Below are 26,320 nucleotides of genomic sequence, written 5' to 3'. Positions count from 1 at the left end.
ATGAACATACTAATTAAGGAGGCTACAATTATTTCGTCCAACACAGCTTTAAATAATAAGGTGATGGACATTCTTATTGAAGGAGGAGTAATTGTTGATATAAAAAAAACAATTTCTCCTAAAGGAAATGTGAAAATTATTGAAGAAAAAGGGTTACATGTTTCGGCAGGATGGATAGACATGCAGACAGCGAGTTGCGATCCAGGGTTTGAGTACAAAGAGAATTTAGATACCATGATTAAATGTGCAGCGGCAGGAGGATTTACTGCTGTTTGTGTACATAATTATAATTTACCAGCACTTGACAACAAGTCGCAAATTGAATATTTAATTAATAAAACCCGCAATAAAATCGTAAGTGTTTTGCCTTTTGGAACTATTACTGTGGGTGGTAATGGTAAGGATATGGCAGAAATGTATGATATGAAAATGTCTGGGGCCATTGCCTTTAGCGATTATAAGCACCCAATTAAAGATGCTGGTATGGTTATGCGTGCGCTGCAATATGCCGATAATATTGAAACATTAGTTGTAACTCATTGTAACGACGAAAGTATTTCAATGGCCGGCCAAATGAATGAAGGAGCAGTGGCTACAACGCTTGGTTTAAAAGGAATGCCGGCTCTTGCAGAGGAATTAATGGTTCAACGAAATTTATCAATACTTGAATATACGAACGGCCGCATTCATATTCCAACCATCAGTACCAAAGGAAGTGCAGAACTTATTAAAAAGGCAAAGTCTGCTGGGATGAATGTTACCTGTGGCGTTGCTGCTGTAAATTTATTTCTGGACGATTCTGTTTTAAAAGACTTTGATACGAATTATAAATTAGACCCTCCGCTCAGAACAAAGAAAGATGTGCAAGCATTAAGAACTGCAGTGGAGAATGGCACTATTGACGTGATTGTAAGCGATCATCTTCCTCAAGATGCAGAAAGTAAAGAGTTAGAATTTGATCATGCTGACATGGGAATGATTAATCTTCAAACTGCATTTAATTGTGCACTTGAAGGATTAAAGGAAAAAAACATTGAAAGTATTGTTCACGCTTTAACCTACAACCCAAGAAAAATTCTAGGTATAGACCAGTTTGAGGTGAAAGTGAATGAAACAGCTAACCTTACTTTATTTGTGATTGATAAGAATACAAGTTTTACAGAAGATTCCAATCATTCTCGTTCGCGGAATTCACCTTTTTTCGGGCAAGACTTAAAAGGTAAAGTAGTGGGAATCTTAAACGGAACTAAGAGTTTTTTTAATTGATTCTTCTGATCTTGATAGAAGTAACATATTGATTTAGAATTGTCAACAGCGATTTAATAGTGTAAGAAAAGTTTTAGATCTACTTTTTCTTTTAGTTCTTCTTTAAAAAACACCATCCCAAAATAGAAGGAATCTATACTTAAACGTACAGATGGATGCTTTTTTATTTCTTGCCAAGCCTTTGTCATTCCTTTACTCCAATAGATATCATCAAATATAAAAACAGAATTGTTGTGTTTTTTTTTGAGCGCCTGATGGAAATAATTTAAAGTAGCCTCGTAAGTATGATTACCATCTACATATAAAAAATCGAGTTCGTTTAAACTAGTAAGGGTTTCTGGTAAGGCCTTATCAAAAACATTATTTGTGAAATGAATATTACCTGTATTGTTTTTTTTTGAAAGTTGTTGTGCGAAATTATAAAGCTCGGAACTACCTTCTATACTGATTACTTGAGCTTTTTTATTAGCAAGAGCCAGATACAAGGTGTTTAAACCAAGAGCGGTTCCTAGTTCAATAACATTTTTACACTTTAAGAAATTTAGAAGTTTGTAGAGTAATTCTGATTGTTTTCTGCTGCTAATACCTTTTGAGGCGATATCTTTTATTGTTCTTGTATTCGTTTTAAATGTTTTGGAGCCAGCACCAAAATCTTCAATACTAAGTTTTGTTTGATTGGCGAGTAAACCATTTCTAATAGAATTTAGGGATTTAAAGTCGTAAAATTGATTGTGGTTATAAAATACTTCCTCACACAATTGGTAAGCAAAGGGCGAGTGAATTCCATGTCCGTTTCTTTTTGCTAAAATAAAGTGGCCAATGAAATGTTTTATTTGATGAATATTAATCGTCATAACACAAACAATGTAAGGTTTTAACAGGAGTTGAAGTACTATAGTTTGGTAAATTTTCCTTCTCCATAAAATAAACACTCAACGAACTAATTTTTTTCTTAGAATGTTTTTTGTTCCATTTATGAAGAATATACTTGCAAAATAAAGGACGCAAAAATATATAGCGATCGCTTTGAAGGTTCTCAGCAAGTTTGCGCCACCTGTCACTTTTGTACATACTCACTAATCGTTTTGGTTTTGAGAAATCTACGTAATCTTCATTGCGCCTAAGATCCCATTGCCTTCCAATTGAATCTCTACCATAATAAACAAACCAGCCGTCCTTTTTAAGAACTGAAGGTGAAAACATTCCCCAATATTGATTTAGTCTTAAAGCGTTAGTGGTAACTGTTAATTCATTTCTCATTTCATAAGGAAACCAATTGACAGACCCTAAATTTGTCATAAGACAGAAAAATATCAGAAATGTACATAAACCAATATTAAGCCATTTAGTAAAATTTGATTTAGCTTGATTGATAAGGCTAACTTTTTTCTTTAGTTTTAAAAGAGCATCAAAACGATCCATAACAAAAGCAGGTAATAAACCAATTCCAGAAACAATACTAATTAGGAAAAACAAACCTACATAAAGAGTTAGACCAATGCCTACATGAATTATAACAAGTAAAGTAAAAGCAAGAAATCGCGAGGTGCCTTTTTTTAGGGGATACAGAATCAACACAACTAACGCAAGTTCCGTATAGAATACTAAATGCGTAAGTACTTTTAATAGACCTGGAAATTGATACAACCAGTCACCAACTGGTAAGCGTATTTGTTCAAGACTGAGTGCGTAATAAATAGCCGTACCTTCAGAATGCCACTCGTTACTTGTTTTCAGAGTAGTTGAGAAAAAATAAACCGAGGCAAGAAGCAGCAAATAACCAAAGTTACTATATATGTTTTGTTTTGTTTTGAAAGGTTTTAATTTGGAATCCATTGAGTAATAGGCTTGCCAGGGTATGAGGATTCCCCACATAAGTATCAGCCTTAAAAGATCATCGCCTGCTTGTAATACATAAACATTTCTATTATGAAGAGAGATGGTGAGCAGCCATACAAGAATTGTAAATAAACGTGTTTTAAAACCAATAAGTAGACAAATCGCAAAAACGAAATGCAGTATAAATAAACTCAGCTCAAAATTGAAAGAACCGTTTAGTGTGTGTAGACTCCAATAGCCAGTGTTCCAACCGAAATTGTAAACAAGATTTATTGGCCAGATTCCTTGATCGGTATAATGAGCTGTTAAGTCAGCGCCACGAATTAAAAGGTCTGCAATACTAATCAAGGCTATGCCTATACGCATCAAAGAAAGAGCTCTTAGATCGAGCGCGTAATGGGTTACGAAAAAACGTTTTATTTTTGTTAGTGTGTACAGTGGTGTAAAAATAAAAAAAGACAGATAGAATCTGTCTTTTATAAAATTTTAAATTTGGTTGTTTATTGACTACAACCTATAGCTCCTGAAATAAGAACTTGAGGAAAGTTAAATTCTTTTTGAGTGCAAACAACATTAACCAACTTAGCACTGATTGAAGTAGCGTTTGTTGTTATAATAACAGAACCTCCCTTACCATACCAATAAACACCTGCAGGTTGATCTGGCACGTTGTATGCTGTGAGCACACAAGAGCCTGCACCTACGTTACTAGAAATTGCATAAGTGCCATTTGTTGCAGCGCTTGCAAAGCTAAGAATGACATCAATATTGTTTTTTTGTGCTCTTAAGCCTGTACTCGACGTGGAAATACAACTTGGGTTGCTCCATCCAATGTCACCAACAATAAAGCTTGTATTTTGAGTCGCTGGACTTGTAAAAGTAGTAGAACCCGTAACGGTTTGATTATTTGGGTAAGGATTGCCGGTAGAGCTATAGTCAGGTGATATCGCACCTTTGTCATTTTTATCCTTGCAGGAAAATGTAACATTAAGAACAATAACTAATCCAATAAGGGTAAAGTAGTTTTTCATAAATTAACTATTACATCAAAAATAGGCAAAAAGTATTGATCGAGCAAATTTCTCTAAAAAAAGCTTAATTAGGCTAACTAACTTGGATAAAAAGTTTTTTTAAGTACAAAATTCTGCTTTAGCAAAGGGCTAATTCTGTAGCGATCTTCTTCATAAAAGTCTTTTAAAGCTGTAAGTTGTTTTACAACATTGTCAACTCCGAGTTCGTCGGCCCATTTGAGAAGACCTTTCGGATAATTAACTCCTTTTGTCATGGCTAAATCAATGTCGTTTGCTGAGGCTACTTTTAAATAAAGCGTGTCGGCAGCTTCATTAATCAACATAACAAGAATTCTGGTAAAAATTTGTTGTCCAAGTTCTTTATTCTTTGTAGGTTCTGGAGAACTTGCACCTTCTGCATAATTATAAAAGCCTTTTCCACTTTTTCTCCCTAAAAATCCTGCTTCCAACAGTCGTTTTTGTGAAAGTGCTGGCTTAAACTTCGGGTCATAATAAAATTGTTTCCATACGGTTTCAGTAACTACATAATTTACATCATGCCCAATGAGATCCATTAATTCAAAAGGTCCCATTCTGAAACCACCAATTTCTTTCATGGCCCAATCGATGGTAGAAATATCAGCAATTCCTTCTTCAAATATTCGTAGCGCTTCGCTGTAAAAAGGTCTTGCAACGCGGTTGACAATAAATCCTGGGGTGTCTTTTACAATAACCGTCACTTTTCCCCAGGTATCGATAAGCGATTTGCAGGCAATAGTAATGTTTTCGTTTGTTGCAATACCGGGAATTATTTCCACCAGAGGCATAAGAGTTGGTGGGTTAAAAAAATGAATTCCAATTACGCGTTCAGGTTTTTCGCAAGCTGAAGCAATGGAGGTAATTGAGAGCGATGAAGTGTTGGATGCTAGCACACATTCTCCTTTAACTGTTTTCTCTAAGTCTTTGAAAACTGATTTTTTAATTTCAAGATTTTCAACAATGGCTTCAATTATAAGATCGCTCGAAGAAAGTTGAGTAAGTTCATTTACAAAATGAATATTAGCTAGAACGTTTGTTTGTTGTTCTAAGTTTATTTTTTGTTTCTCAACAAGCTTAGTTAGTGTTTTTTTTAAATTGAGTTCTGATTGTTGTAAAGCTTTTTTATTATTATCGTATACCAATACTCGGTGACCAGCTGTGGCTGCAACTTGTGCTATTCCGCTTCCCATGGCACCACTTCCAATTACACCAATCTCTGACTTTTTTGTAAACATAAACAGGTACTCTTTAATGTTGAATTATTATTTTTTTATTTTGAATAGATTCGTTCTCTAAAATAGAAATAAAATAGCTGCCATTCACTAAATGGCGGATATCAATTTGATTTGGCGCGATTCCTTGTACCCGCTTTTGAAGAACGATTTCTCCTAAAATATTTTTTAATTCCAATGTTACCTCTTTCGAATTAGGATAAACAAAATAGAGGTAAGTAGATGCAGGGTTAGGATAAATAAGCAAATCAGAATTATTCTTCAAAGAAGATAAACCAACGGTTGAATTAAAAGAAACGCATGCGTTGGTGGATGTGGCGCATCCAAGGCGGTCAACAATATCAACTGTATAACAGCCGGGTGCCAGATTAGAAATTGTAGCTGAATTGGGAGCTTGTGGATGCCAATTGTAAATGAAAGGACTGTTTCCGTTAACAGTGACTACTATAATACTACCAGTGTTACATGAGCTGCACGATGCGTTGTATGAATTAATGGTAGCATTTAAATTATTATTTATTACGGTAATTGTTTTAGTAACCGAAGAAGAGAATGATGTGTTTGAAGCAATTAGATTAACAGTATAAACTCCAGCACTTGTGAAGGAAATACTTGCGTTACCTAGTGTTTGACTCACAACAGCTCCTGTAGGAAAGGTCCATGTAAACGTATTTGCACCGGTACTATTATTTATTTGATCAAGCGTAGCTCCAACACAAACTGTGTCTTTGGCAGAGAGCGATGCAGAAACGAGTGGTGTTTGATAAAGACTTGTGTTTAGAAAAAACGCTCCATTGAGACGGTCTAATGCGAAAATTGTGCCGCTTGGAAAATAGGGATAAGCGCCCCATTGGCCATTATACTCATCACCCGTTAGCCATGTGTTGTTATTTCCTCCAGATTGTGGATGCGTGTCAAAATAACCGGCTAAAAATGGTGAAGAAGGATTAGCAATATCAAACAGTTGCAAGCCATCTTGATAACTACTTGCAAAACAATACTGATTGCTTACCATGAACGGGTTATGCGGTGTTGTGTTGGTAAACTGATTAATGGTGGCAAGTACTTGTATGTTTGAGAAATTTGAAACGTTAGCCACTTTTATGGGAAGTCCTGATGGAACTTCATCCATAAACACGAGTGTTTGACCGTTTGGTGTTAAAGCACTACTATGATTATAGCCGGCAAAAGGATAATTAGTTAAAGAGCCCAGCAGAGTAAACGTGTTGTTGGCCAAAAGTTTATAGATATAGAGGCCTTGATTTCCGCAGGAAGCATAAACGGTATCGTTTCTCACCATCATATCGTGCACATGGTTAATGAGCGGATAATCCTGTTCGAGTCTTCTTATTAGTGTTGGATTAGTAGGATTTGCTAAACTGTATACCCGCATACTAGAGAAACTGCTCCCCAGAGTTGCAGAACCAATGTATAATTTATCTTGATTAATGTAAAGTGTATGTGCTCGTGCAAAAAGCGTTTGGCCATCATACACTTTATGTACACTATCGGGTAAATACTGCATGTCAAAAATTTGAAAACTGTTATTCCCGAAATCATCGCTAATAACATAAAGGTAATTTCTATATGACTTAGCTTCCCGCCATGTACAACCAGATTTTTTACCTGCTCGGTAGGCAGATACAGTAGGTGTGGACGGGTTTGAAATATCTATCCAGTAAGTACCTTTGTGAGAACAGGCTACGGCATATTCTTTATTTTTTGAGGCCTGATACCATCCCCAGCAGCCTGAATATTTTTGTGAATCGGGATTAAAGGTAGTTTCGGGATTACTAAGACCAATAAGTGTGAAATTTGAAGCAGCGTAAGTTTGAGCGTATTGCTTCAACGATAAAAATATTACAAGGATTAAAAAAATGTGTCTGAGCTTCATGGGATTTTTTTTTAAATTAATATTGATTAGTGTTTACTTATTTGATGAAATAAAATAATGAGCTAATTAAACTAAGATGATTACTATGTGATTTTCAACCTACTATTTTAATATTTCCCGTTCTTGAAGTATTAGTGATTTATAATTAGTTTTTTGGTTTTAATGTTTCCTTTTTCTGATATAGAAATAAAATATGTCCCACTTTCAAGCGAGCGCACATCTAAGTATTCACTTAAGGAACCGTTAAATTCCTTTTCAGTAATTACCTGACCTAAAATGTTTTTTAGGTAAAGAGTGCTTGGGTTTTGTGTAGTATAATGCAGGGCTATTTGCGTCGAAGCAGGATTTGGATAAATAATGAGATTTGATTCTTGAGCAGTATTTTCCTTTATACCTACTGGGTTTTTAATTGTTGTTGTAAAAGCACTGGCTGCGCTTAATACAAACATACCATTTTGCATATCGTTCGCGATTATAATACCACTTGGAAGAAATGGGTAAGCTCCCCAGTTACCACGATATGGCGCGTTCATGTAATTACCGATGTTCTGTCCGGCTTGTGGATGTGTGTCAAAATATCCTACAGTATTTATATTTGAAGGTTGAGAAATGTCGTAGATAAATAATCCATCCTGATAACACGATACAATAGCAAAATTATCTCTTATGTATGGGTTGTGCGGCGTTGTATTTCCTCCAGTGGGATTCCAATCTTTAATGGGTTGTATGTTACTAAGATTTTCTACGTTAACAAAATGTATAGGAAGTCTTTCAGGTACTTCATCACAAAATATAAGGTGTTTCCCGTCTTTTGTCAAAAAACTAGAATGGTTATATCCGTGACTTTGGTAATCAACATAAGTGCCTAGCTGACTAAACTTATTCATGATGGGATCAAATTTTAAAATATATAAACCCTGAGATCCAGCTGAGGCAAATACCGTATCGTTACGAACATACATATCGTGTATGTACGATAGAAGGGGGAGATCTTGATCAAGCTTTCGTAGTAAAACGGGCGACTCAGGATTTGCCAAACTATAAACTGCCATTGAAGTTATAGCAAGGGGTAGGGTTTGAATCATGGCACCTATGTACATTTTGTCTTTATCGATCCAAATGGTATGACCGCGTCGAAAAAGGGTGGAGTCGTTATATACAACATGAATACTATCTGGAAGATATTGCATATCCACAATTTGAAAGTTTTTGTTCTGACCATCATCACTCACAATGTAGCAGTAGTGCTGGTAAGTTTTCATTTCACGGTAGGTGCTTTTTTGTGCACCTGGCATAAATCCAGAAACAGTGGGTGTAGTGGGAGAGGACACATCAATAAAGTATGTACCATTACTTGCTCCACAGATGCCGTATTCTTTGTTTTTAGAAACCTGGTGCCAACCCCAACATCCTGAGTAACGTCGGTTATCAACGCCTTCATCTCCTAAGTTGGGTTGTGACAAACTGAGAAGATTTATGTTATAACTTTGAAAGATCTGTGAGTGTAAATTAACAGTACAGAAAAACAGGGCAAGGAATAGAATTTTTTTCATGGTGATGAGTTACACAAATATAGTTTATTTTACCCCAATTTTTTACCTGATTTGATAGGTGGAGAATAATCAGAACAAAGCGGTAAGTCCAAAATGGATTTTACCATTCCTTAAATCGAATCCATTGCCAAATTGATTGCCAAGGGCATAGTTAATAGATAAGATTCCGGCTTTTGTTTCAAAATTTACACCTGCACCCGCGCTTATAGGTGTGTCTTTAACATATTGTTTATTACTATTGTTTTCATACCAAGCACCCTCCACAAACAGCAACAGATTCGAGTTTTGAGCAAATAGAAAACGGTATTCCAATGTTGGAATAACATACGTTGAAGTAAAAATACTTTCTTCATCAAATCCTCTTAAGGTTTTTAAACCACCAATTCTAAACAACTCGTTTTTAAAAATAGTAGAGTTACCAAACACTGAAGCAGCCTGAACCCCAAATTTTAAAACACTATTTCCCTTTATATTTATATACGCTGCCGCACTTCCATCGAATTGAAATTGGGTTGATCGCAAAAGAAGTCCATTATAAGCTACTTCATTTACCTTTGAGTTTTTTTTGATTGTGCGTGTCCCGGTTTGGCCATTCAAGGTAAGAGCAACACCCCTGCGCGGATTAAAACGGTAATCAAGTTTTTCTAAAAAAATACCTGCGCCATAAGCATTAGTAGAAATATCTGCGTATTCTGGGAGTGTTGTTATGTAAGTTAAACCACTAGTGGAGATTAAATTGTTTGTTCTTTGTTTGTAGAATACTTTGATATTATTCAAACCTTTAAAATAATATTGTAGCCCAATGTTGTTCGTGATATCAATAAACGTTGTGTCCTTTCGATATATTTTTATCGCATAATCCACACCAATTGGCGATCCAAGTAGAAAGGGATAAATTATACGTCCGTTAAAATCTTGTGTTTGTGATCGCAGTCGTCTCCATTCAAGATCGAATGTTTCTCCATTTCTTAATATGCCATTTATCACTTTCAGTTTTAAGTCACCTGTAATGATTGTTTTTTTTGAGTCGGCATCTGGCAGTAGGCCAAGTATTCCGTCAAATTGGGAGGCGTTTTTTTTATCTAAAAACAGAATCAGTTTGTTTGTTCGGTCGGTGAGTTGCACGCGCTGGGTCTGTTTCTCATTAATAAAGGGTAGTTGTCTGATTTTTTGAGAAATGCTCTTTACTATTTCTTCATTGTATGTCATCTTTGGTTTTATGGAGAGGTACCGGTTAATAAAGCCTGAATTTATTTTAGCAGTACCAACTATTTTAATGGAGTCGATTTTAAATTGTTTGTTTTTTTGAACGTTAAAAACGGCAGACAATTCATTGTTTATCGTAGTTACGCTGTCAAGGTTTACCGATGTAAATGGATAACCATTGTTTTCGTAATAAATAATTATTTTTTCTAAGCTTTTAGCAACTTCCCGGTATCGAAAAGGCTTGTTAAAGTAGAGTTTTTCACTAATACCAAGTTTAGAAGCTAATCCTGGATCAAGATTACCTAGTTTTAAGTGAGCTGTTTTATACAAGGCATTTTCTGAAATAAAGGCAGTAATAGAAAGCGAATCAGTGAGGACGCTGTCCGCCGCCGCAAGCAGATATCCTTTGTATTGAAGGGTAAGTAAAATATTTTCAACTTCCTTGCGAGCCTCAGATTTCGTTGGAAATTTTTTTCGGTAATTTAGCTTTGTAGCGGGACTTTTATGTTCTTTCGATTTTATTTTCAAACTAACGCTTTGCGATTTTGCATTCATTACAAACAGTAAGATTAGAAAAAGCTTAAAATATTTACAGGAGCTATTCAACAAAAATATTTTGATAATAAAAAAAGGTTACATTTATGAAAGACCAAAGTATTACAAAAATAATCAACCATGAATAAAAATTATTTGTTATTTGCATTAAACGTTTGCGCAACAGCCATTATTGCCCAAACACCTATTACTTTAGGTAATAGTAATATGCCAGGAAGTGGTGACACCTTGCGTTATACTAATTTTCAGATTAATACTGCAGGAAATTATACGCAAACAGGCGTGAATTTTACCTGGAATTTTTCTCAGGTAAATTCCACAACTGAAGGCGTTAGAAGTTTTAAAAATGGACTACAGACTCCCTACAGTATCCTTTTTGGTTTAAATGCCTACGGTGAAAAAATTGCTGATACTATTGGGGCGGGGCCGTTAACAATGACAAACTATTATAATTTTTATAAAAAACAGACTTCTCCTGCGGCTTTTATAGCGGATGGAGTGGGAATGACGTTTAGTAGTGTTCCGGTACCAAGTTATTATTCGGATAAAGATGAATTGTATAATTTTCCAATGACATATCCTAAATATGATAGCACTACATTTAAATTTACTACATCCACCGGAGGCATAATTCCGATTAGTTATTCTAAAGTGGGTTATCGGGTAACAGTAGTTGATGGTTGGGGAACCATTACTACGCCTTATGGAACGGAAAATTGCCTTCGCCTCATCACTACTCAATATGCAGTTGACTCCATAAAAAATACGATTATCCCAATTCCTCTTGGTTTTCCTAATTATCAAAGAAGTTATCAATGGATGACTTTAATTGGTAAAATTCCTTATCTTGAAATTACTGGTAGTTTACTGGGTACAAATTTTACGCCCACTCAAGCGCGCTACAGAGGTTATGAAAAAACTCAAATTAATGTTGGGATTTCAGAAAACTCAGACATTAATGATGCACGAGTTTATCCAAACCCAGTGAAGGATATATTATATTTTCAGAAAAACGTAAAAAGGGATTCAAATTATGAAATCTACAGTTTGGATGGTACAAAAGTTTTGGATTTAAAAACTGATTTGTTTGAGACTGAAAATCAATTGAATGTTAGTGAACTCGAGGCTGGGATCTACTTAATTAAGGCAACTGTAGATGGTCAAGAAAGTTATTTAAAATTTATTAAACAGTAAAATTTAGGCTATTTGTTTTTTTAGAGTAAATTTTATTTGATTCTCAAATAAATCTGATTATTTTCGCAACATAAAATTTAAACATATGTCAGCAGGTCATCACGAAGAACATCATTCAATGGAACAAAAACCAGTATCGTTTACGGTGCCATTTTTTTTGGCTACAGCCGTTATTATTGCAGTAGTATTGTTTTTAAGTCTTTGTGACCCTAAACCTCACCACGCCGCAGAAGGTCATGGCCATGAAGGAGCTTCTACAGAAGCAATGCATCATGAGGCTGCTGCATCTGAAGAGCATCATTCAGAAAGTCACGCTGCTGCTGTAACTGAAAATTCAGATTCAATGCCAGCTGAAACAACTGTCCCAGAGGCAGAACCTGCCCATCACTAATACTTATTGAGAATTTATAAGAAAAGCCCTCGTAATTGAGGGCTTTTTTGTTTGAAGGAATAGAGCAACTTTGGGATTAATACCCATATTTTTCTTTCCATAATTTTTTGAGGTAAGCCCGTTGTTCAGCTTCGCGTTGATTATTTCCTGGTTCATAAAATTTTTTGCCAGCTAAAGCATCGGGTAAAAATTCCTGCTCTATAAAATTGTTTTCGTAGGAGTGAGCGTATTTATAATCTTTACCATAATCCAGATTTTTCATCAATTTTGTTGGCGCGTTTCTTAGTTGCAAAGGCACAGGTAAATCACCTGTTTGATCTACAGCCGTCATGGCTTCGTTAATCCCCATATAGCTAGCATTGCTCTTAGTACTGCAGGCTAAATAGGTTACACACTGACCAAGAATAATTCGCGCTTCGGGCATCCCAATAACATTTACAGCATTAAAACAATTGTTAGCTAAAAGCAAGGCATTTGGGTTAGCATTACCAATGTCTTCGCTAGAGAGAATAAGTAATCTTCTGGCTATAAATAAGGGATCTTCTCCACCTTTTAACATTCTTGCGAGATAATAAAGTGCGGCATTTGGATCGCTACCGCGAATTGATTTTATAAAGGCTGAGATAATGTCGTAGTGCTGTTCTCCACTTTTATCATAAAGGGCAAGATTTTGTTGAATCGTGTTTAATACAAGTTCATTTGTAATTACAATTTCGTTTGCACCAATACTATTTACCGTAATTTCTAAGGCATTTAATAATTTACGAGCATCGCCACCGCTGACACGAATAAGCGCTTCATGTTCTTTTAGTTCTATTTTTTTTGTCGAAAGATATTCGTCTTCATGAATTGCTTTTTTTAAGAGTTCAAGCAGTTCGAGTTCTTCTAATGATTTTAAAACATAAATCTGGCAACGCGATAAAAGTGCAGGAATTACTTCAAATGAAGGGTTCTCAGTTGTTGCGCCTATAAGCGTAACTACACCTTTTTCAACCGCACCTAAAAGCGAGTCTTGTTGAGATTTACTAAAGCGGTGAATCTCATCGATAAATAATACTGGTTTGTTTTGATTAAATAGATTGTTGTCACCTGCTTTCTCAATGACTTCTCTCACATCTTTCACACCGCTGTTAATTGCACTAAGCATGTAAAAAGGACGTTTTAATTCTCCGGCAATAATTAATGCTAATGATGTTTTACCAACACCTGGTGGTCCCCATAAAATAAGAGAAGGAAGTAAGTTTTTTTGTATCGCGTTTTTTAGTGCGCTATTAGCGCCGATTATATGTTGCTGACCAATATATTGATCAAGGTTTTTCGGACGAACACGCTCTGCGAGTGGTTGCATTTTTGTTAATTATATTTAACGCTTAAGTAAATAATAAATTCCTATTTTTACGTAGAAAATTCTATAAAAATTGTTATGGGTATATTAAAAACTAGTTCATTCAAAGCAGTTGTTGCATGTGTTGTTTTGTTTATGGCTTTAATGGCTTTTAAAGGTGAGAAAGATTCTTTACATAAAAGAACTTTTAACATTATGTTGGATCAGATGAAGGATAGCGTTGCTGCAAAGAAAGGAATACAAGATAAAATGACTTTTAAGGATGGTAAATTATTCAGTGATTATTTATTTAGCAAGTTTGGTTATAAATGGATGAGATATCGCATTAACAAAGATTCTATCTATACCGATTCAACTGACACAGAAGTACGTTTACTTGAAGTGGAATCGTCTGCTACAAATGAAGACAATCAAACTGTGACTATAAATTTTGTGTCGATTGAGTGGGATTTGGATGGAACTATAAAAATTACCAAAAACGATAAGCTCAAGAAGTATTTTGATTTTGTTGGTCGCGAAAAAGGTGGGAAGCCAAAAAAACCAAAAAAGAAAAAAGAAAATAAAATTTTCGAAATTGTTGACCCAGGTGAAGAACCAAAAGGTGACGGAGATCGTAAATAGGTCATGAAACGAAAACAAATTATAAAAGTAGCTGTAACATTTGTTGCGGCTCTTTTTTTTATCTCCGCTTGCGGACAGAGTAAAACAACCTCCACAAATACTGTAACTATGAACACAGAAGAAACTAAAGCAAAACCGGTAAATGACAATACATCAAATCAAACAATAGATACTGCTACTTTTGGCGCAGGCTGTTTTTGGTGCGTAGAAGCTGTTTTTCAACGTTTGGAAGGAGTTATTAGTATTAAGAGTGGGTATAGCGGCGGCACCGTTAAAAACCCTTCTTACAGAGAAGTATGTAATGGAACTACCGGACACGCTGAGGTCTGCCAAATTGAATACGACAAGACGAAAATTAGTTTCGATGAATTACTCGAGGTGTTTTGGAAAACGCATGATCCAACAACTTTAAACAGTCAGGGTAATGATCACGGCACTCAATACCGTTCGGCGATTTTTTATCATAATGAAGAGCAAAAAGCAAAAGCAGAGCGTTACAAAAAGGAGTTAAATGAGGCGCATGTTTATCCGAATCCTATTGTAACACAAATAGCCGCTTTTACCAATTATTATCCTGCTGAAGATTATCATCAAAATTATTACAATCAGAATGGGAGCGAGGGATACTGCCGTTTTGTAATTCAACCAAAGGTTGAGAAGTTTGAAAAAATTTTTAAGGATAAGATGAAGAAGAATTGATAGGCATAAAAAAAGCGAGAAAAATTCTTCTCGCTTTTTTATTAATTTATTTTTTAACCCTTTCAACGTATTCGCCCGTGCGAGTGTCTACTTTCACCCAATCGCCTTCGTTTACAAAAAGTGGTACGCGAATTTCTGTTCCGGTATCAATGGTTGCAGGTTTTAGCGTGTTGGTTGCTGTATCTCCTTTTAATCCTGGTTCTGCATAGGTTATTTGAACTTCTACAAATGTTGGTGCTTCGGCCAGAATTGCGTCGTCGCCTTCAAAACTAATTTTCACTTCCATTCCTTCTTTCAAGAAACGTCCGCTATCGCCAAACATTAGCATGGGAATATGAACTTGTTCGAAGGTTGTATTATCCATTACCACAGCGAATTCACCTTCTGTATATATGAATTGCATCATACGAAATTCTACGCGTACAATTTCAACACCTTCGCCGCTTCTAAAACGATTTTCGGTTTGTTTGCCATTTTTTAAGTTGCGCATTTTCGCTTGATAAAATGCTCTAAGATTTCCTGGAGTTCTGTGCTGGTAATCGGTAATTTGTACCAATTCTCCGTTAAAACGAATAATTGAACCTACATTGATATCGCCTGTGTCTGCCATTTGATTTATTATTTAATTATTTACAATTTTTTTATTTAGAATTTTACTCTTCTGATAAGTCGTGTACGACACCCATCGCTGAGAATTTTTCGATCCTTTGTTCTATTCTTTTCTCAGGTTTTACTTTAGCCAAAGTTTTTAAATGCTTTTTAATTTCTTCTTTTACCGTTGTAAAAACTTCTTCTGGATTGCGGTGCGCTCCACCTAAAGGTTCAGGAATAACGCCATCAACCAATCCGTTTTTACTCATGTCGTGTGAGGTTAGTTTTAAGGCCTCAGCAGCTTTTTCTTTTTGGGCCCATGTACGCCATAAAATAGATGAACAGTTTTCGGGTGAAATAACAGAGTACCAGGAGTTTTGAAGCATGAGCACTTTATCGCCAATACCTATACCTAAAGCTCCACCGCTAGCTCCTTCGCCAATCACAATACAAATTACAGGAACTTTTAGTTGAACCATTTCCAATAAATTTCTTGCAATGGCTTCGCCTTGTCCACGCTCTTCGGCTTCTAGTCCAGGATAAGCACCAGGAGTATCTATTAAAGTTACAATTGGTTTATTGAATTTTTCGGCAAGTTTCATTAAACGCAAGGCTTTGCGGTAACCTTCCGGATTAGCCATTCCAAAGCGCCTTATTTGACGCATCTTGGTGTTTAATCCTTTTTGCTGACCAATAAACATCACAGTTTGACCATCTATTTCTCCAAAACCACCAACCATCGCTTTATCATCACCAACGGTTCGGTCTCCATGTAATTCAATAAAAGTTTTATCAGTTATTGCATCTATGTAGGCTAAGGTATAAGGTCTTTCTGGATGTCTGCTTACTTGAACACATTGCCAGGCTGTTAGATTAGAATAAATCTCTTTAGTTTTTTCATGCATGTGAGATTCTAATTCTTTAATCTTCTCCGTTAAATCAACTTTGCTTTTTGAAGCGACCTCTCTTAGTTTAACGAGTTCTTCTTCTATATCCTGAATTGGTTTTTCAAAATCCAAATACGTCATGGTATTTTAATAAGTTAGGGCGCAAAGATAGAAATTTTTGAAAAATAGATATTTCTAAACACGTTGTATAACTTACTGGTTTTCAGTTAGGAGTGTAAAATAGGCGTTTTATTGTTAATTTTTCGTCTTTTTAAGGCAAATTTAAATACGTTTAAAAGCTAATTTTTTTGTCTTAACATAATAAATTGCTTGTAAAGGTTCGTAAGTAAAGTCATTCAATATATCTGTTTGATTCTATATGTTTTTGGTGAGGTTTAATTAAAAATCGTAATGCCAAAAAGTGTTTAAAGCTTGGTTTTATGATTCTATAAAAGTATTTTTTTAAATACCTTTACCTGTGTAAGTTTTAAAGTGGGGTTTAACTTTTTTTCTTGATCTCACTCAAAGTTTAAAATTCTAATTTTATACAAAATGAAAAAAATTGTTCTAGTAGGTCTTTTATTGTCACTCTCCGTGGCCTTTTTTTCGTGTAAAAAAAATCAATTAGGAGGAAGTCATACCATAAAGGGTAAAGTAGCCCATCATTCAAAAGCTATTGCAAATGCAAGTGTTTTTATAAAATTTGACGCTAAGAATTTTCCAGGCGACGATACAACTACTTATGACGATAAAGTAAGAGCAGATGCTGAAGGAAATTTTTCGATTAAGTGTTATAAAGGTGATTACTTTTTATATGGTTTTGGTTACGATTATGATATTCTTCCTCCCTACATAGTAGTTGGCGGAACACCAGTGCACGTGGGTTCGGAAAGTACTATAGAAGTTAACGTTGCAGTAACAGAAGATTAATAAAAAAGATTTGTCAATTAAAGTCACATTTTTAGGAACAGGCACTTCGCAAGGTGTGCCTATGATTGCCTGCGGTTGCAGGGTTTGCACGAGCGATGATTCAAGGGACAAGCGTTTGCGCTCTTCCATTCTAATAGAAACTGCTAAAACGCGAATAGTCATTGATTCTGGACCTGATTTTAGAATGCAAATGCTACGAGAAAAAATTAAAAAAATAGATGCCGTTGTTTTTACACACGAACACAAAGATCACATTGCGGGATTAGATGAAATAAAAGCTTTTAACTTTCTCAATAAAATGAGGATGCCTGTTTACGCTACACAAAGAGTAGAGGACGCTTTAAAAAGAGAGTTCGCTTATATTTTTGCGGATATAAAGTATCCAGGTATTCCTGACGTGGATCTTTATGAGTTCGATAACGAAGTTTTTCATATCAAGGACATTATTTTGCAGCCAATTAATGTAATGCATTATAAATTGCCGGTTAAAGGTTTTAGAGCCAATAACTTTGCTTATATCACCGATGCAAATTTTATAGCGGAAACAGAGAAAGAAAAACTAAAAAATCTTGACGTTTTAGTTTTAAATGCTTTAAGAAGAGAACCACATATTTCTCATTTCACTTTTGAAGAAGCAATTGAAATGGTCAAAGAGCTTAAGCCTAAAAAGGCTTATTTTACACACATCTCACATCAACTCGGACTCCATGAAGAATTAAATAAGGAGTTACCGGACAATATGGAGCTGGCAATTGATGGTTTGCAGATTGTTGTATAGGCAAAACCATTTTTATAGTTTGTTGAGAGTAAAACAGTTTTAGTAAGAATATACTTGATTATGTTCTTGACTAATTAAACTATTTTACAATCAACTCTTTATCGGCTCTATTTTTTTCGAGAAAGGTTAAAAATACCATCTGATCTTCTCATAATACAACCTGTGACTTCATTATTATTATCTAAAATAAATTCAATGCTTCTAAAGCTCTTATCGGTATAAAAGAAAATTTTATCCGATGCAGCTTCCAATTCAACCATTTTATTGGCACCTTGTGCATCACTGATGAATCTGAATAATTTAGCTTCCTTATTAATTATTTCCATTGGCTTTAGTATCGTGTCCTTTTTAGCAGGCAAATAAACACCAGTGTATTTTTTTATATCAATAACTTCAGATCTTTTTACTTTCTTTAAAGTTGTTTTTCCAAAAATAAATAAGCTTATTGCATTTTTGTCTTTTGTATCAAATACTAAAGGTACTCCATCATCAGGATTGATAAATTTTCCGTTTCCCATTGGAAGCAATTTGTATCTATAACCATTGTCGACGCCAACTAATACACCATCTTCCACAACAAATTTTATCCATCTCATCCAGGTGGGCTGATTGGTGGAAAGATAATCACCTTCTAAAAGTTTCAAATATTCAGTAGTCAATTTTACAGTTTTGATGAGGTCGTCCGTATTTATACCGGCTTCTTTCAACACCTTTATGCCACTTTTGCTGCCAGGGTTTAATTGTACTGATTTTTTGTAGTTTTCAATAGCCAGAGTTTTTTCTCCAAGAGCCATTAAAGCTTCTCCATAACTATCGTAAGCATTAAATGAATTTGGAAATAGTTCAGAGTTTAACTTAAAAATTGCCGCAGCTTCTTTGGGTTTTCCGGCTTGTAACAGATCGTATCCAGCAAAATTCATTTCATGTTCAGCAAGATAAATGGAATCTTTTCTGGCTTTGTAATACGAAAGCGCTGCAGGGATACCCTCCTTCAACATCATACTTGCTAAAGGATAAGCAATCGATAACCTAACAGCATTAGCTCCGTGAGCAAATTTATCTTTCTCTAATTTCACCTTCTTTAAATTAATCCTTCCAAAAAGCAATAAGCTTATGTCATTCTTGTCTTTAGTATCAAATACCAGAGATTCGTGATCATCAGGATTAATAAATTTTTCCTCTCCAACGGGTATTATTTTGTATGAGTAACCATGGTCAAATTCGATCATATTGTCCCAACCACGCAAGGTGCCTAGCAATTCGGTAAAAATGATTCTTCTCACTCTGCCATGCTCATTAGTAGAAATGTACTCACCCTCCAATAATTTTAAATACTCAATAGGAACATCTACACGTTTGATGGTTGTATCGCCAATTGGAACTGATTGATTTGTTTCATTCTGCTCAACATCCTTTTCAGGGGATGTAGTACAAAAAGCAAACGCACTAAATAGAAAAATCACTAGTGGTAAAGTAATAACTAGTTTTAGTGTAGCTAATTTTGAGGTTCTTTTTTTCATCATCATGGCTATTCTTTTTTTAATGGATAAATTATAGTTGCTTGCAATTTCTAAATTGTTTTCACTCAGAACCTGATTGAGCAAAGAGTATTGGTAACTTGCTACATCTACTCCTGAGTTTAAAGTTCCTTCGTCGGCTAAATACTCATGTGTAATTTTTATGGCATGTTTGTAAAACCATGCAAAGGGATTGAACCATTGAAAAACCAACAATAATTCGAATAGAATAAGATCTAAGGAATGTTTTTGTTGGATATGTATTTTTTCATGCGTGATTATTTTAACCAATTCATCTTCCCGATATTCATTCACACTAATGAATATGAAATTTAAAAAAGAAAATGGCGAACTATTTCTTTTAATTCGAATTATTCGCCTACCAAGTAGTTGTTGGGATTTGTTTTTCAAAACAGAGGTAAAAACCCAAATTAAATTGGCAATAAAACGAATCAAGAAAAGCGCCGCTCCGATAAAATACAATACCAACACAATGCTAAGCCAATTTAATTTACTATCACTACTACTTTCAATCGACGTTGCAGCCATGCTTTGTGTGGAGCCTAAAAGACTTTCGGATTCAGCATTTAGCGTATTTAGGTTGTTTTTTAAAAGAGTGGTTCTGTTTTTTATTGGAATGGATTCGCTCGTGGTGTTTCCAAGGAGACTCTGTTCGATTTGTTCGATTGGTAACACCAGGTATCTGGTGATAAATGAATTTTCTCCATTTGTTTCAGCCAAACTTATATTAAGAAGTGGCAGTAACAAAGCTATCACGACCGAAGAGACCAGATAAAATCTGTTAAGCTTAAAAAAAGTTTCGTTTTTCAAAAGGAGCCAGTAGGCTGAAAAAAATAAAGCAAGGCTTATTGCGATCTCTAACGAGTAAATGATAAAATTATTCATGTTTTTTTTTGGATTTAATTTCTTGCATAAGTTTAATTGCTTCCTCTACCTCATTAATATTCAGATCGTTTTCCTTCGAAAAAAAAGAAACCATTTGGTGAAGCGAATTATCAAAATAATTACTGATGACGCGCTTCATAAACAATTTTGTGTAGTCACTTTTTTCAACAATAGGAAAATACTGGTGTGAGTTTCCATAACTTTTATGATGAACAAACTTCTTTCGTTCGAGTGTTCTTATAATGGTTGAAACAGTATTGTAAGCAGGTTTTGGTTTTGGCAATTCATCAATAATATCTTTTACAAATGCTTTTTCCTTTTCCCAAAGAACTTGCATAATCTGTTCTTCTGCTTTTGTTAATTCGTTCATGGTATTAGATTTATTTTACTTCAAATGTAAACTGAATATTTAGTACTATCAACTATATTTATAGTTATAAAACTATAAATATAGTTTAAATGGTATAATCAATTGAATTTCAGTATTTTATTTTTGTTAAATTCCTGCTAATAATTTCCGTGAAAAGTTAAGAGCCGTATCTTATGGTTTATTTGGATTTAAGACAATGTGGATTTGGTCAATGAATAAACACAAAGTGTCTGAAAAAAGAGGTTGCAAAAAATATGTAATTGACGAATGATACAACGAAGATTAGTGCATAGTGTTTAATCGTTGATTATCGTTCTATGTTTAGTTAAGCAGCAACCCTCTGCAAAATAACTTTGCAGGGCTCTTTTGATGTTACTTTAATTGAATGCTTCACGTGTAAAGGAATCGAAAAATAATCTCCAGGCGTTAACGAATATGTTTTATTTGGTGTTTCAATATCGCAGGAACCTTCTAGAATTAAAAATTTCTCAAATTCTTTCGTATGTGTTTCGGCTGGTGTTACTGTGTTAATGCGTAAAATAGCGGTCATTATTTTAGGTGTATGCCCAATTAATTTAAGCTCAATTTCTTCGTCTATGTTTAAGAGTTCTAAATCTTTTCGGTTTAACCATTCTGCGTAATCGTTTATAAGCGATCGCTCGTTTAATTCGGGAGGAAAAGTAGGTGTTTCTCCGTTTTTTAAACGTTCGGTGTAGTCAATCGTTGCTATGAGCAAAGGTTTAATCGTTGGATCTATTTCAGGAGCATTTGTTTCTCCATAGGTAATAAGTGAAGCAATGATAGTATCAATTTCGACCTCCAACTGTGGATACTGAATACACATTTCTTTTACCTGAAGATTTTCTAGTTCGGTGGATAAACCGAGCACAAATTGCTCAAGAATGCCCGTTTTTATGTAGTTTTCAAGTATTGTCATTTGACTTTTTAGTCTATTGGAACGGAATAATGTTCTATTTACGTTTATTAAGTCTTTTTAGATGTTATAAATGTAGGTTTATAATGTTAAAGCAAAACTAAAAAAGAGATCAAAATAGAATATTTTAAAGTCTCAGTTTTTATTTATAATTTTGACATAAATTGTCAAAAGTGAAGAAATTGAAATGGAGAGCTTAGGAGAAATAATTCGCAAATTAAGAGAAGAAAGAAAAATGCCTTTACGCGTAGTGGCAGCTTATTTGGAAATAGATCAAGCGATTTTGAGTAAGATTGAGCGGGGGCAGCGAAACGCAACACGTGAAAATGTTGTAAAACTTGCAAAATACTTTAAAGTACAAGAAAGCGATTTATTGGTTTCGTGGTTGTCTGATAAACTGGTCAATACGCTAGAAGATGAGCACATGGCCTTAAAGGTGTTACAAGTAGCTGAAGAAAAAATAGAGTACATCAACTTTAAAAAGATTGATAGAAACGAACTATTAAAGAAAATAAAAACGGCAATAAAGGGATTTAAACACATTCAAAAAGCGTGGATATATGGATCCTTTGCCAGAGCTGACGATGGTCCGAAAAGTGATGTAGACATAGCTCTACAAACGGATAAAACGTTTTCGTATTTTGATTTAGCCGAAGTAAAACATCTTTTAGAAAGTAAACTTAATCGTAAAGTGGATGTTGGATTTATAGATTCATTTAAACCCTATATTCTAAAAAACGTTGAGCCAGATTTGAAGCTTGTTTATGAAAGATAGTCATCTGGAAAGTCATGAAAGGTTGGAACATATTGGAAAAGCAATTTCAAGTATTGAAAAGTTTGTTGGCTCAACTGATTTAAAATTGTTTCTCAAAAATGAAATGTTGCAGGACGCAGTTTTGCTTCAGTTTATTATAATTGGCGAAGCTATTATACATGTGGAATCAGACATATTGGATAAATACAATTACCCTTGGTATAAAGTCCGTTCATTCAGAAACATGATCGCTCATGAGTACTTTAACATTAAGATGAGAGCTGTTTGGGAAATTATTCAAAAAGATTTACCGGAGATAAAAACGGTTGTTAAAAACATTTTAAAGAAAGAGTTTAAATCCTAAAAACAATTGAAATAATTTCTCATACAGGTTCTTAAAGAATATATAAATTTACAATATGGCCGACGATCTTATAATTACTGCAAGCAATAAAGAAGAAAAATACAAGGAGTTGCTTCCTCAAATAAAAGCCTTGTTAGAGTCTGAAAGTGATGCAACCGCTAATCTTGCGAACATTTGTGCTGCCTTAAAGTACGGCATGAGTTTTTTTTGGGTTGGATTTTATTTGGTGAAAGGCGAACAATTGGTTTTAGGTCCGTTTCAGGGGCCTGTGGCATGCACGCGGATTAATTTGGGTAAGGGTGTTTGCGGAACTTCCTGGCAAAAAAAAGAATCTATCATTGTGGAAGATGTAGATAAATTTCCAGGACACATTGCCTGCAGTTCATTAAGTAAAAGTGAAATTGTTCTTCCTTTGTTCGACAAAAATAATTCTGTTGTAGGTGTGTTAGATGTTGATAGTGATGAATTAAATTCTTTCGATAAAACAGACGAACTTTATTTAAATCAAATTATAGCTTTATTGCAATTTTAATATGGATACTATTTCTGCTGAAAAAAAAATCAAAGAACTTTCCAGTCAACTTGAGCTACACAATCGCAATTATTATGTGCTAGATACTCCGACTATAAGCGATTTTGAATTCGATAAATTATTGGAAGAACTTATCGCGCTTGAAAAACAATTTCCAGAACTGTTATCACAAAACTCTCCAAGCCAAAGGGTAGGGGGTACGATCACAAAAGTATTCGCTTCCGTTAAGCATAAACATCCTATGCTTTCACTCTCCAATAGTTATAACGAAGAAGACATGATCGACTTCGATCGAAGAGTGCAGGAGGGTTTAGGACTTGAGGTAAATGATTTATTCTCAAATAACAAAGTAAATTATGTGTGTGAGTTAAAATTTGATGGGCTTTCTATTGGACTTACATACAAAGACGGGGAATTGTTTCAGGCGGTAACCCGCGGCGATGGTGTTCAAGGCGATGATGTATCTACCAATGTAAAAACAATTAAATCTATTCCCCTAAAATTAAAAGGCAATTATCCACCGCTGTTTGAAATTAGAGGAGAAATATTTTTACCGCGTCCAATATTTGATACCATTAATAAAGAGCGTGAAGAAATTGGTGACACACCACTGGCGAATCCCCGCAACGCAGCCAGCGGCACTATGAAAATGCAAGATAGTAGAGTAGTTGCTTCGCGTAAACTCGATTGTTTTTTGTATAATGTTATTAGCGATACGCCTTTTAAAAGTCATTTTGAAAGTATTGAAGCAGCTAAAAGTTGGGGATTTAAAGTGAGTGAATACTCAAAATTGGTTGGAAGTATGGATGAGGTACTTGAGTTTATTCATGTTTGGGATAAAAAAAGATTTGAATTACCTTTTGATACAGATGGTGTTGTAATTAAAGTAAACGATTACAAACAACAATTGCAGTTGGGTTTCACTGCCAAATCACCGCGCTGGGCCATTGCTTATAAATTTAAAGCAGAACAAGTAAGTACTGAACTATTAGAAATCTCCTATCAGGTTGGAAGAACCGGTGCTATTACTCCCGTTGCGAATTTAAAGCCGGTGGCTTTGGGTGGAACAACAGTAAAACGCGCATCCTTGCATAATGCCGATATCATTGAGAAATTAGATGTGCGAATTGGCGATCAGGTTTTTGTAGAGAAGGGCGGAGAAATTATTCCAAAAATCATTGGTGTAGATTTTACTAAGCGAAAAGTGGATTCAGTGAAAACAGTTTACATTACTCATTGTCCTGAATGCAATGCTTGGCTTGAAAGAGAAGAGGGTGAAGCAAATCATTTTTGTCCGAATGAAAATGCTTGTCCACCACAAGTAAAGGGAAGAATGGAGCATTTTGTTGGACGTCGTGCCATGAATATTGATAGCTTGGGTGCAGAAACCATAGAACAATTATATAAAGCAGGTTTAGTAAAAAATATTGCTGATCTCTACGATTTAAAAAAAGAGCAATTACTTTCTTTAGAACGTATGGCTGAAAAATCAGCTCAAAATTTAATTGATGGCCTGGAAGCAAGTAAACAGGTGCCTTTTGAGCGCGTGTTGTATTCTATTGGTATTAGGCACGTTGGTGAAACCACTGCAAAAAAGATAGCCAAGAAAGTAAAATCGCTTAATGTGTTAATGAATTCAACAAAAGAAGAGTTATTAAGTATTGATGAGGTAGGAAGCATCATTGCAGAAAGTATTGCTGCGTATTTTGGTGATGAAAAAAACAGAAACATTATTGAACGTTTAAAAGCATCGGGTTTAAAATTTGAACTCAGCGAAGAACAACAACAAGCAGGAAGTGAAAAGCTGAAAGAGTTGACTTTTGTAATTTCTGGCGTTTTTAATTCGCACAGCCGCGATCAGTTAAAAGAAATGATTGAGTTTCATGGTGGAAAAAACTCCGGATCTATAAGTGGTAAAACATCTTATTTGCTTGCCGGAGATAATATGGGGCCTGAGAAATTAAAAAAAGCAGAGAAGTTGGGCGTTAAAATTATCAGTGAAGATGATTTTGTAGCGATGATTAAGGTTTGACGGATCTCTTGTGTTTCCATCTTCTATGACTCCAAAGCCAGGTATAAGGCTGTTCTCGGATGTTTTTTTCAAGATGTTTTGTGTGTAGTTCTGTGATTTCACCAACAGGATGATCTTGTGGATTCTCAGTAATAATGGTTGTGCTTAAATCATAATACCCACGTTTTACTTTTTTTATATTCAAATACACCACTGGGTAATTGAATTTTTTGGCAAGTTTTTCTGTCCCGTTAAAAACGGGTGTGTCTTGATTTAAAAAGTTTGTCCAATAAGCACTCTCTGGTGGTGGGGTTTGATCTGCAATAAGACCGATTGTTGTAGAAATATTTTGTTGCTTTAATGTAATCAGTCGTTTGTAAAGTTGACTCATGGCAACAATGTCTCCACCAAAACGCCCGCGTAAATTGAGCATGAATTTATCAAAGTTTTTATTTGATAGTGGGTGGTAAACGCCAGTAATCATGCGTTCAAAATAGACCTGATGTGCAATGGCACCCCATTCCCAATTGCCGCAATGTCCCATCACACCTACAAAGGTTTGGTTTTTGTTAAAGAAATAATGAAATGATTTTATGGATGCTTCATCCATTGCACAGCGTTTTTTAAATTCTTTTTTTGAAATGGTAAGTAGTTTTACGGTTTCAAAAATAACGTCACAGAAGTGTAGGTAAAAATCTTTGGTTATTTTTTTTATTTCTTTTTCAGATTTTTCGGGAAAAGAATTTTTTAAATTTTCGATGACTACTTTTTTACGGTAACCAATCAGGTAATAAACAATGAGGTAAAAAAAGTGACTGATACCAAGCAATAACCAAAAAGGTAAAATTGAAATAAAATAGAGTAGGGGAATGACGAATATTTTAAACAGCCATTTACTCAAT

At 34.9% G+C, this 26,320-nt stretch carries 25 protein-coding genes; 11 read left to right on the top strand and 14 right to left on the bottom strand.

Annotated elements, in window-relative coordinates:
- Complete coding sequence (locus P2086_RS15020) at positions 1-1,266, top strand: dihydroorotase (protein ID WP_317897569.1); 1,266 nt, start codon at positions 1-3, stop codon at positions 1,264-1,266.
- Between the two features lie 53 nt (positions 1,267-1,319).
- Here the strand turns inward: P2086_RS15020 and P2086_RS15015 are convergent, their stop codons facing one another.
- The 7 genes from P2086_RS15015 to P2086_RS14985 all read right to left on the bottom strand — a co-directional run bounded on the left by P2086_RS15015 (position 1,320) and on the right by P2086_RS14985 (position 10,594).
- A complete protein-coding gene (locus P2086_RS15015; protein ID WP_317897568.1) occupies positions 1,320-2,120 on the bottom strand; it encodes an O-methyltransferase in 801 nt (266 codons plus the stop codon).
- A complete protein-coding gene (locus P2086_RS15010) occupies positions 2,110-3,471 on the bottom strand; it encodes an HTTM domain-containing protein (RefSeq protein WP_317897567.1) in 1,362 nt (453 codons plus the stop codon). The genes P2086_RS15015 and P2086_RS15010 overlap by 11 nt, the downstream gene beginning before the upstream one ends.
- Positions 3,472-3,605: 134 nt before the next feature.
- Positions 3,606-4,136: a hypothetical protein gene (locus P2086_RS15005; protein WP_317897566.1), complete on the bottom strand. Its 531-nt coding sequence runs from the start codon at positions 4,134-4,136 to the stop codon at positions 3,606-3,608.
- Between the two features lie 77 nt (positions 4,137-4,213).
- A complete protein-coding gene (locus P2086_RS15000; protein WP_317897565.1) occupies positions 4,214-5,389 on the bottom strand; it encodes a 3-hydroxyacyl-CoA dehydrogenase NAD-binding domain-containing protein in 1,176 nt (391 codons plus the stop codon).
- 13 nt (positions 5,390-5,402) lie between these two features.
- Positions 5,403-7,280 carry a choice-of-anchor B family protein gene (locus P2086_RS14995; RefSeq protein ID WP_317897564.1) on the bottom strand — a complete coding sequence of 626 codons (1,878 nt, stop codon included), beginning with the start codon at positions 7,278-7,280 and terminating at the stop codon, positions 5,403-5,405.
- A gap of 131 nt (positions 7,281-7,411) precedes the next feature.
- The gene (locus P2086_RS14990; RefSeq protein ID WP_317897563.1) at positions 7,412-8,833 is read right to left on the bottom strand and encodes a choice-of-anchor B family protein; all 1,422 of its coding nucleotides are present in this window, start codon (positions 8,831-8,833) and stop codon (positions 7,412-7,414) included.
- Between the two features lie 69 nt (positions 8,834-8,902).
- A complete protein-coding gene (locus P2086_RS14985) occupies positions 8,903-10,594 on the bottom strand; it encodes a BamA/TamA family outer membrane protein (RefSeq protein ID WP_317897562.1) in 1,692 nt (563 codons plus the stop codon).
- 120 nt (positions 10,595-10,714) lie between these two features.
- Between P2086_RS14985 and P2086_RS14980 the strand changes: the two genes are divergently transcribed.
- Positions 10,715-11,788: a T9SS type A sorting domain-containing protein gene (locus P2086_RS14980; RefSeq protein WP_317897561.1), complete on the top strand. Its 1,074-nt coding sequence runs from the start codon at positions 10,715-10,717 to the stop codon at positions 11,786-11,788.
- Between the two features lie 85 nt (positions 11,789-11,873).
- Complete coding sequence (locus P2086_RS14975; RefSeq protein WP_317897560.1) at positions 11,874-12,179, top strand: hypothetical protein; 306 nt, start codon at positions 11,874-11,876, stop codon at positions 12,177-12,179.
- A gap of 76 nt (positions 12,180-12,255) precedes the next feature.
- On the opposite strand, the gene P2086_RS14970 is transcribed toward P2086_RS14975, so the two are convergent.
- Positions 12,256-13,527, bottom strand: coding sequence for a replication-associated recombination protein A (locus P2086_RS14970; RefSeq protein ID WP_317897559.1), 1,272 nt, complete (start codon positions 13,525-13,527; stop codon positions 12,256-12,258).
- 75 nt (positions 13,528-13,602) lie between these two features.
- Here P2086_RS14970 and P2086_RS14965 point away from each other — a divergent pair, with 75 nt between their 5' ends.
- On the top strand, positions 13,603-14,145 hold the full coding sequence (locus tag P2086_RS14965) for a hypothetical protein (protein ID WP_317897558.1): 543 nt from the start codon (positions 13,603-13,605) through the stop codon (positions 14,143-14,145).
- 3 nt (positions 14,146-14,148) lie between these two features.
- Positions 14,149-14,844 (top strand): peptide-methionine (S)-S-oxide reductase MsrA, encoded by a 696-nt coding sequence (gene msrA / locus P2086_RS14960; RefSeq protein ID WP_317897557.1) that lies wholly within the window; start codon positions 14,149-14,151, stop codon positions 14,842-14,844.
- Positions 14,845-14,890: 46 nt separating this feature from the next.
- On the opposite strand, the gene efp is transcribed toward msrA, so the two are convergent.
- Both efp and P2086_RS14950 read right to left on the bottom strand, forming a co-directional pair.
- Positions 14,891-15,454, bottom strand: a complete 564-nt coding sequence (efp, locus tag P2086_RS14955) for an elongation factor P (protein ID WP_317897556.1) — start codon at positions 15,452-15,454, stop codon at positions 14,891-14,893.
- Positions 15,455-15,497: 43 nt separating this feature from the next.
- Entirely contained in the window at positions 15,498-16,463 is a 966-nt protein-coding gene (locus P2086_RS14950; protein ID WP_317897555.1) for an acetyl-CoA carboxylase carboxyltransferase subunit alpha, read from the bottom strand.
- 411 nt (positions 16,464-16,874) lie between these two features.
- Here P2086_RS14950 and P2086_RS14945 point away from each other — a divergent pair, with 411 nt between their 5' ends.
- Complete coding sequence (locus P2086_RS14945; RefSeq protein ID WP_317897554.1) at positions 16,875-17,252, top strand: hypothetical protein; 378 nt, start codon at positions 16,875-16,877, stop codon at positions 17,250-17,252.
- 16 nt (positions 17,253-17,268) lie between these two features.
- Complete coding sequence (locus P2086_RS14940; RefSeq protein WP_317900266.1) at positions 17,269-18,030, top strand: MBL fold metallo-hydrolase; 762 nt, start codon at positions 17,269-17,271, stop codon at positions 18,028-18,030.
- 107 nt (positions 18,031-18,137) lie between these two features.
- Here the strand turns inward: P2086_RS14940 and P2086_RS14935 are convergent, their stop codons facing one another.
- From P2086_RS14935 to P2086_RS14925, 3 genes are all read right to left on the bottom strand, one after another.
- On the bottom strand, positions 18,138-20,453 hold the full coding sequence (locus P2086_RS14935) for a M56 family metallopeptidase (protein ID WP_317897553.1): 2,316 nt from the start codon (positions 20,451-20,453) through the stop codon (positions 18,138-18,140).
- Entirely contained in the window at positions 20,446-20,823 is a 378-nt protein-coding gene (locus tag P2086_RS14930) for a BlaI/MecI/CopY family transcriptional regulator (RefSeq protein ID WP_317897552.1), read from the bottom strand. The genes P2086_RS14935 and P2086_RS14930 overlap by 8 nt, the downstream gene beginning before the upstream one ends.
- Before the next feature lie 325 nt (positions 20,824-21,148).
- Positions 21,149-21,760, bottom strand: a complete 612-nt coding sequence (locus tag P2086_RS14925) for a cupin domain-containing protein (RefSeq protein ID WP_317897551.1) — start codon at positions 21,758-21,760, stop codon at positions 21,149-21,151.
- A gap of 184 nt (positions 21,761-21,944) precedes the next feature.
- Here P2086_RS14925 and P2086_RS14920 point away from each other — a divergent pair, with 184 nt between their 5' ends.
- The 4 genes from P2086_RS14920 to ligA are packed head-to-tail and all read left to right on the top strand — an operon-like array spanning position 21,945 to position 25,439.
- A complete protein-coding gene (locus P2086_RS14920) occupies positions 21,945-22,532 on the top strand; it encodes a helix-turn-helix domain-containing protein (protein ID WP_317897550.1) in 588 nt (195 codons plus the stop codon).
- Positions 22,522-22,875, top strand: a complete 354-nt coding sequence (locus P2086_RS14915; RefSeq protein ID WP_317897549.1) for a HepT-like ribonuclease domain-containing protein — start codon at positions 22,522-22,524, stop codon at positions 22,873-22,875. Before P2086_RS14920 ends, P2086_RS14915 begins: the two co-directional genes overlap by 11 nt.
- 55 nt (positions 22,876-22,930) lie before the next feature.
- The gene (gene msrC / locus P2086_RS14910; protein WP_317897548.1) at positions 22,931-23,407 is read left to right on the top strand and encodes a free L-methionine (R)-S-oxide reductase MsrC; all 477 of its coding nucleotides are present in this window, start codon (positions 22,931-22,933) and stop codon (positions 23,405-23,407) included.
- A 1-nt stretch (position 23,408) separates the two neighbouring features.
- Positions 23,409-25,439 carry an NAD-dependent DNA ligase LigA gene (gene ligA, locus P2086_RS14905; protein WP_317897547.1) on the top strand — a complete coding sequence of 677 codons (2,031 nt, stop codon included), beginning with the start codon at positions 23,409-23,411 and terminating at the stop codon, positions 25,437-25,439.
- On the opposite strand, the gene P2086_RS14900 is transcribed toward ligA, so the two are convergent.
- Positions 25,429-26,319, bottom strand: coding sequence for a lysophospholipid acyltransferase family protein (locus P2086_RS14900; protein ID WP_317897546.1), 891 nt, complete (start codon positions 26,317-26,319; stop codon positions 25,429-25,431). The genes ligA and P2086_RS14900 overlap by 11 nt on opposite strands.
- Between the last annotated feature and the right edge of the window lies 1 nt (position 26,320).

It is taken from the genome of Aurantibacillus circumpalustris (assembly GCF_029625215.1).
Classification (GTDB): Bacteria; Bacteroidota; Bacteroidia; order B-17B0; family Aurantibacillaceae; genus Aurantibacillus; species Aurantibacillus circumpalustris.
Note: the sequence above shows the minus strand (reverse complement) of the source record. Positions and strands in the feature narration are given on the sequence as shown.

Bases quoted from the DNA above. Each gene is read 5' to 3' on its own strand.
- P2086_RS15020 (WP_317897569.1), top strand. From the start codon at position 1: ATGAACATACTAATTAAGGAGGCTACAATTATTTCGTCCAACACAGCT.
- P2086_RS15015 (WP_317897568.1), bottom strand. From the start codon at position 2,120: ATGACGATTAATATTCATCAAATAAAACATTTCATTGGCCACTTTATT.
- P2086_RS15010 (WP_317897567.1), bottom strand. From the start codon at position 3,471: ATGCGTATAGGCATAGCCTTGATTAGTATTGCAGACCTTTTAATTCGT.
- P2086_RS15005 (WP_317897566.1), bottom strand. From the start codon at position 4,136: ATGAAAAACTACTTTACCCTTATTGGATTAGTTATTGTTCTTAATGTT.
- P2086_RS15000 (WP_317897565.1), bottom strand. From the start codon at position 5,389: ATGTTTACAAAAAAGTCAGAGATTGGTGTAATTGGAAGTGGTGCCATG.
- P2086_RS14995 (WP_317897564.1), bottom strand. From the start codon at position 7,280: ATGAAGCTCAGACACATTTTTTTAATCCTTGTAATATTTTTATCGTTG.
- P2086_RS14990 (WP_317897563.1), bottom strand. From the start codon at position 8,833: ATGAAAAAAATTCTATTCCTTGCCCTGTTTTTCTGTACTGTTAATTTA.
- P2086_RS14985 (WP_317897562.1), bottom strand. From the start codon at position 10,594: ATGAATGCAAAATCGCAAAGCGTTAGTTTGAAAATAAAATCGAAAGAA.
- P2086_RS14980 (WP_317897561.1), top strand. From the start codon at position 10,715: ATGAATAAAAATTATTTGTTATTTGCATTAAACGTTTGCGCAACAGCC.
- P2086_RS14975 (WP_317897560.1), top strand. From the start codon at position 11,874: ATGTCAGCAGGTCATCACGAAGAACATCATTCAATGGAACAAAAACCA.
- P2086_RS14970 (WP_317897559.1), bottom strand. From the start codon at position 13,527: ATGCAACCACTCGCAGAGCGTGTTCGTCCGAAAAACCTTGATCAATAT.
- P2086_RS14965 (WP_317897558.1), top strand. From the start codon at position 13,603: ATGGGTATATTAAAAACTAGTTCATTCAAAGCAGTTGTTGCATGTGTT.
- msrA (WP_317897557.1), top strand. From the start codon at position 14,149: ATGAAACGAAAACAAATTATAAAAGTAGCTGTAACATTTGTTGCGGCT.
- efp (WP_317897556.1), bottom strand. From the start codon at position 15,454: ATGGCAGACACAGGCGATATCAATGTAGGTTCAATTATTCGTTTTAAC.
- P2086_RS14950 (WP_317897555.1), bottom strand. From the start codon at position 16,463: ATGACGTATTTGGATTTTGAAAAACCAATTCAGGATATAGAAGAAGAA.
- P2086_RS14945 (WP_317897554.1), top strand. From the start codon at position 16,875: ATGAAAAAAATTGTTCTAGTAGGTCTTTTATTGTCACTCTCCGTGGCC.
- P2086_RS14935 (WP_317897553.1), bottom strand. From the start codon at position 20,453: ATGAATAATTTTATCATTTACTCGTTAGAGATCGCAATAAGCCTTGCT.
- P2086_RS14930 (WP_317897552.1), bottom strand. From the start codon at position 20,823: ATGAACGAATTAACAAAAGCAGAAGAACAGATTATGCAAGTTCTTTGG.
- P2086_RS14925 (WP_317897551.1), bottom strand. From the start codon at position 21,760: ATGACAATACTTGAAAACTACATAAAAACGGGCATTCTTGAGCAATTT.
- P2086_RS14920 (WP_317897550.1), top strand. From the start codon at position 21,945: ATGGAGAGCTTAGGAGAAATAATTCGCAAATTAAGAGAAGAAAGAAAA.
- P2086_RS14915 (WP_317897549.1), top strand. From the start codon at position 22,522: ATGAAAGATAGTCATCTGGAAAGTCATGAAAGGTTGGAACATATTGGA.
- msrC (WP_317897548.1), top strand. From the start codon at position 22,931: ATGGCCGACGATCTTATAATTACTGCAAGCAATAAAGAAGAAAAATAC.
- ligA (WP_317897547.1), top strand. From the start codon at position 23,409: ATGGATACTATTTCTGCTGAAAAAAAAATCAAAGAACTTTCCAGTCAA.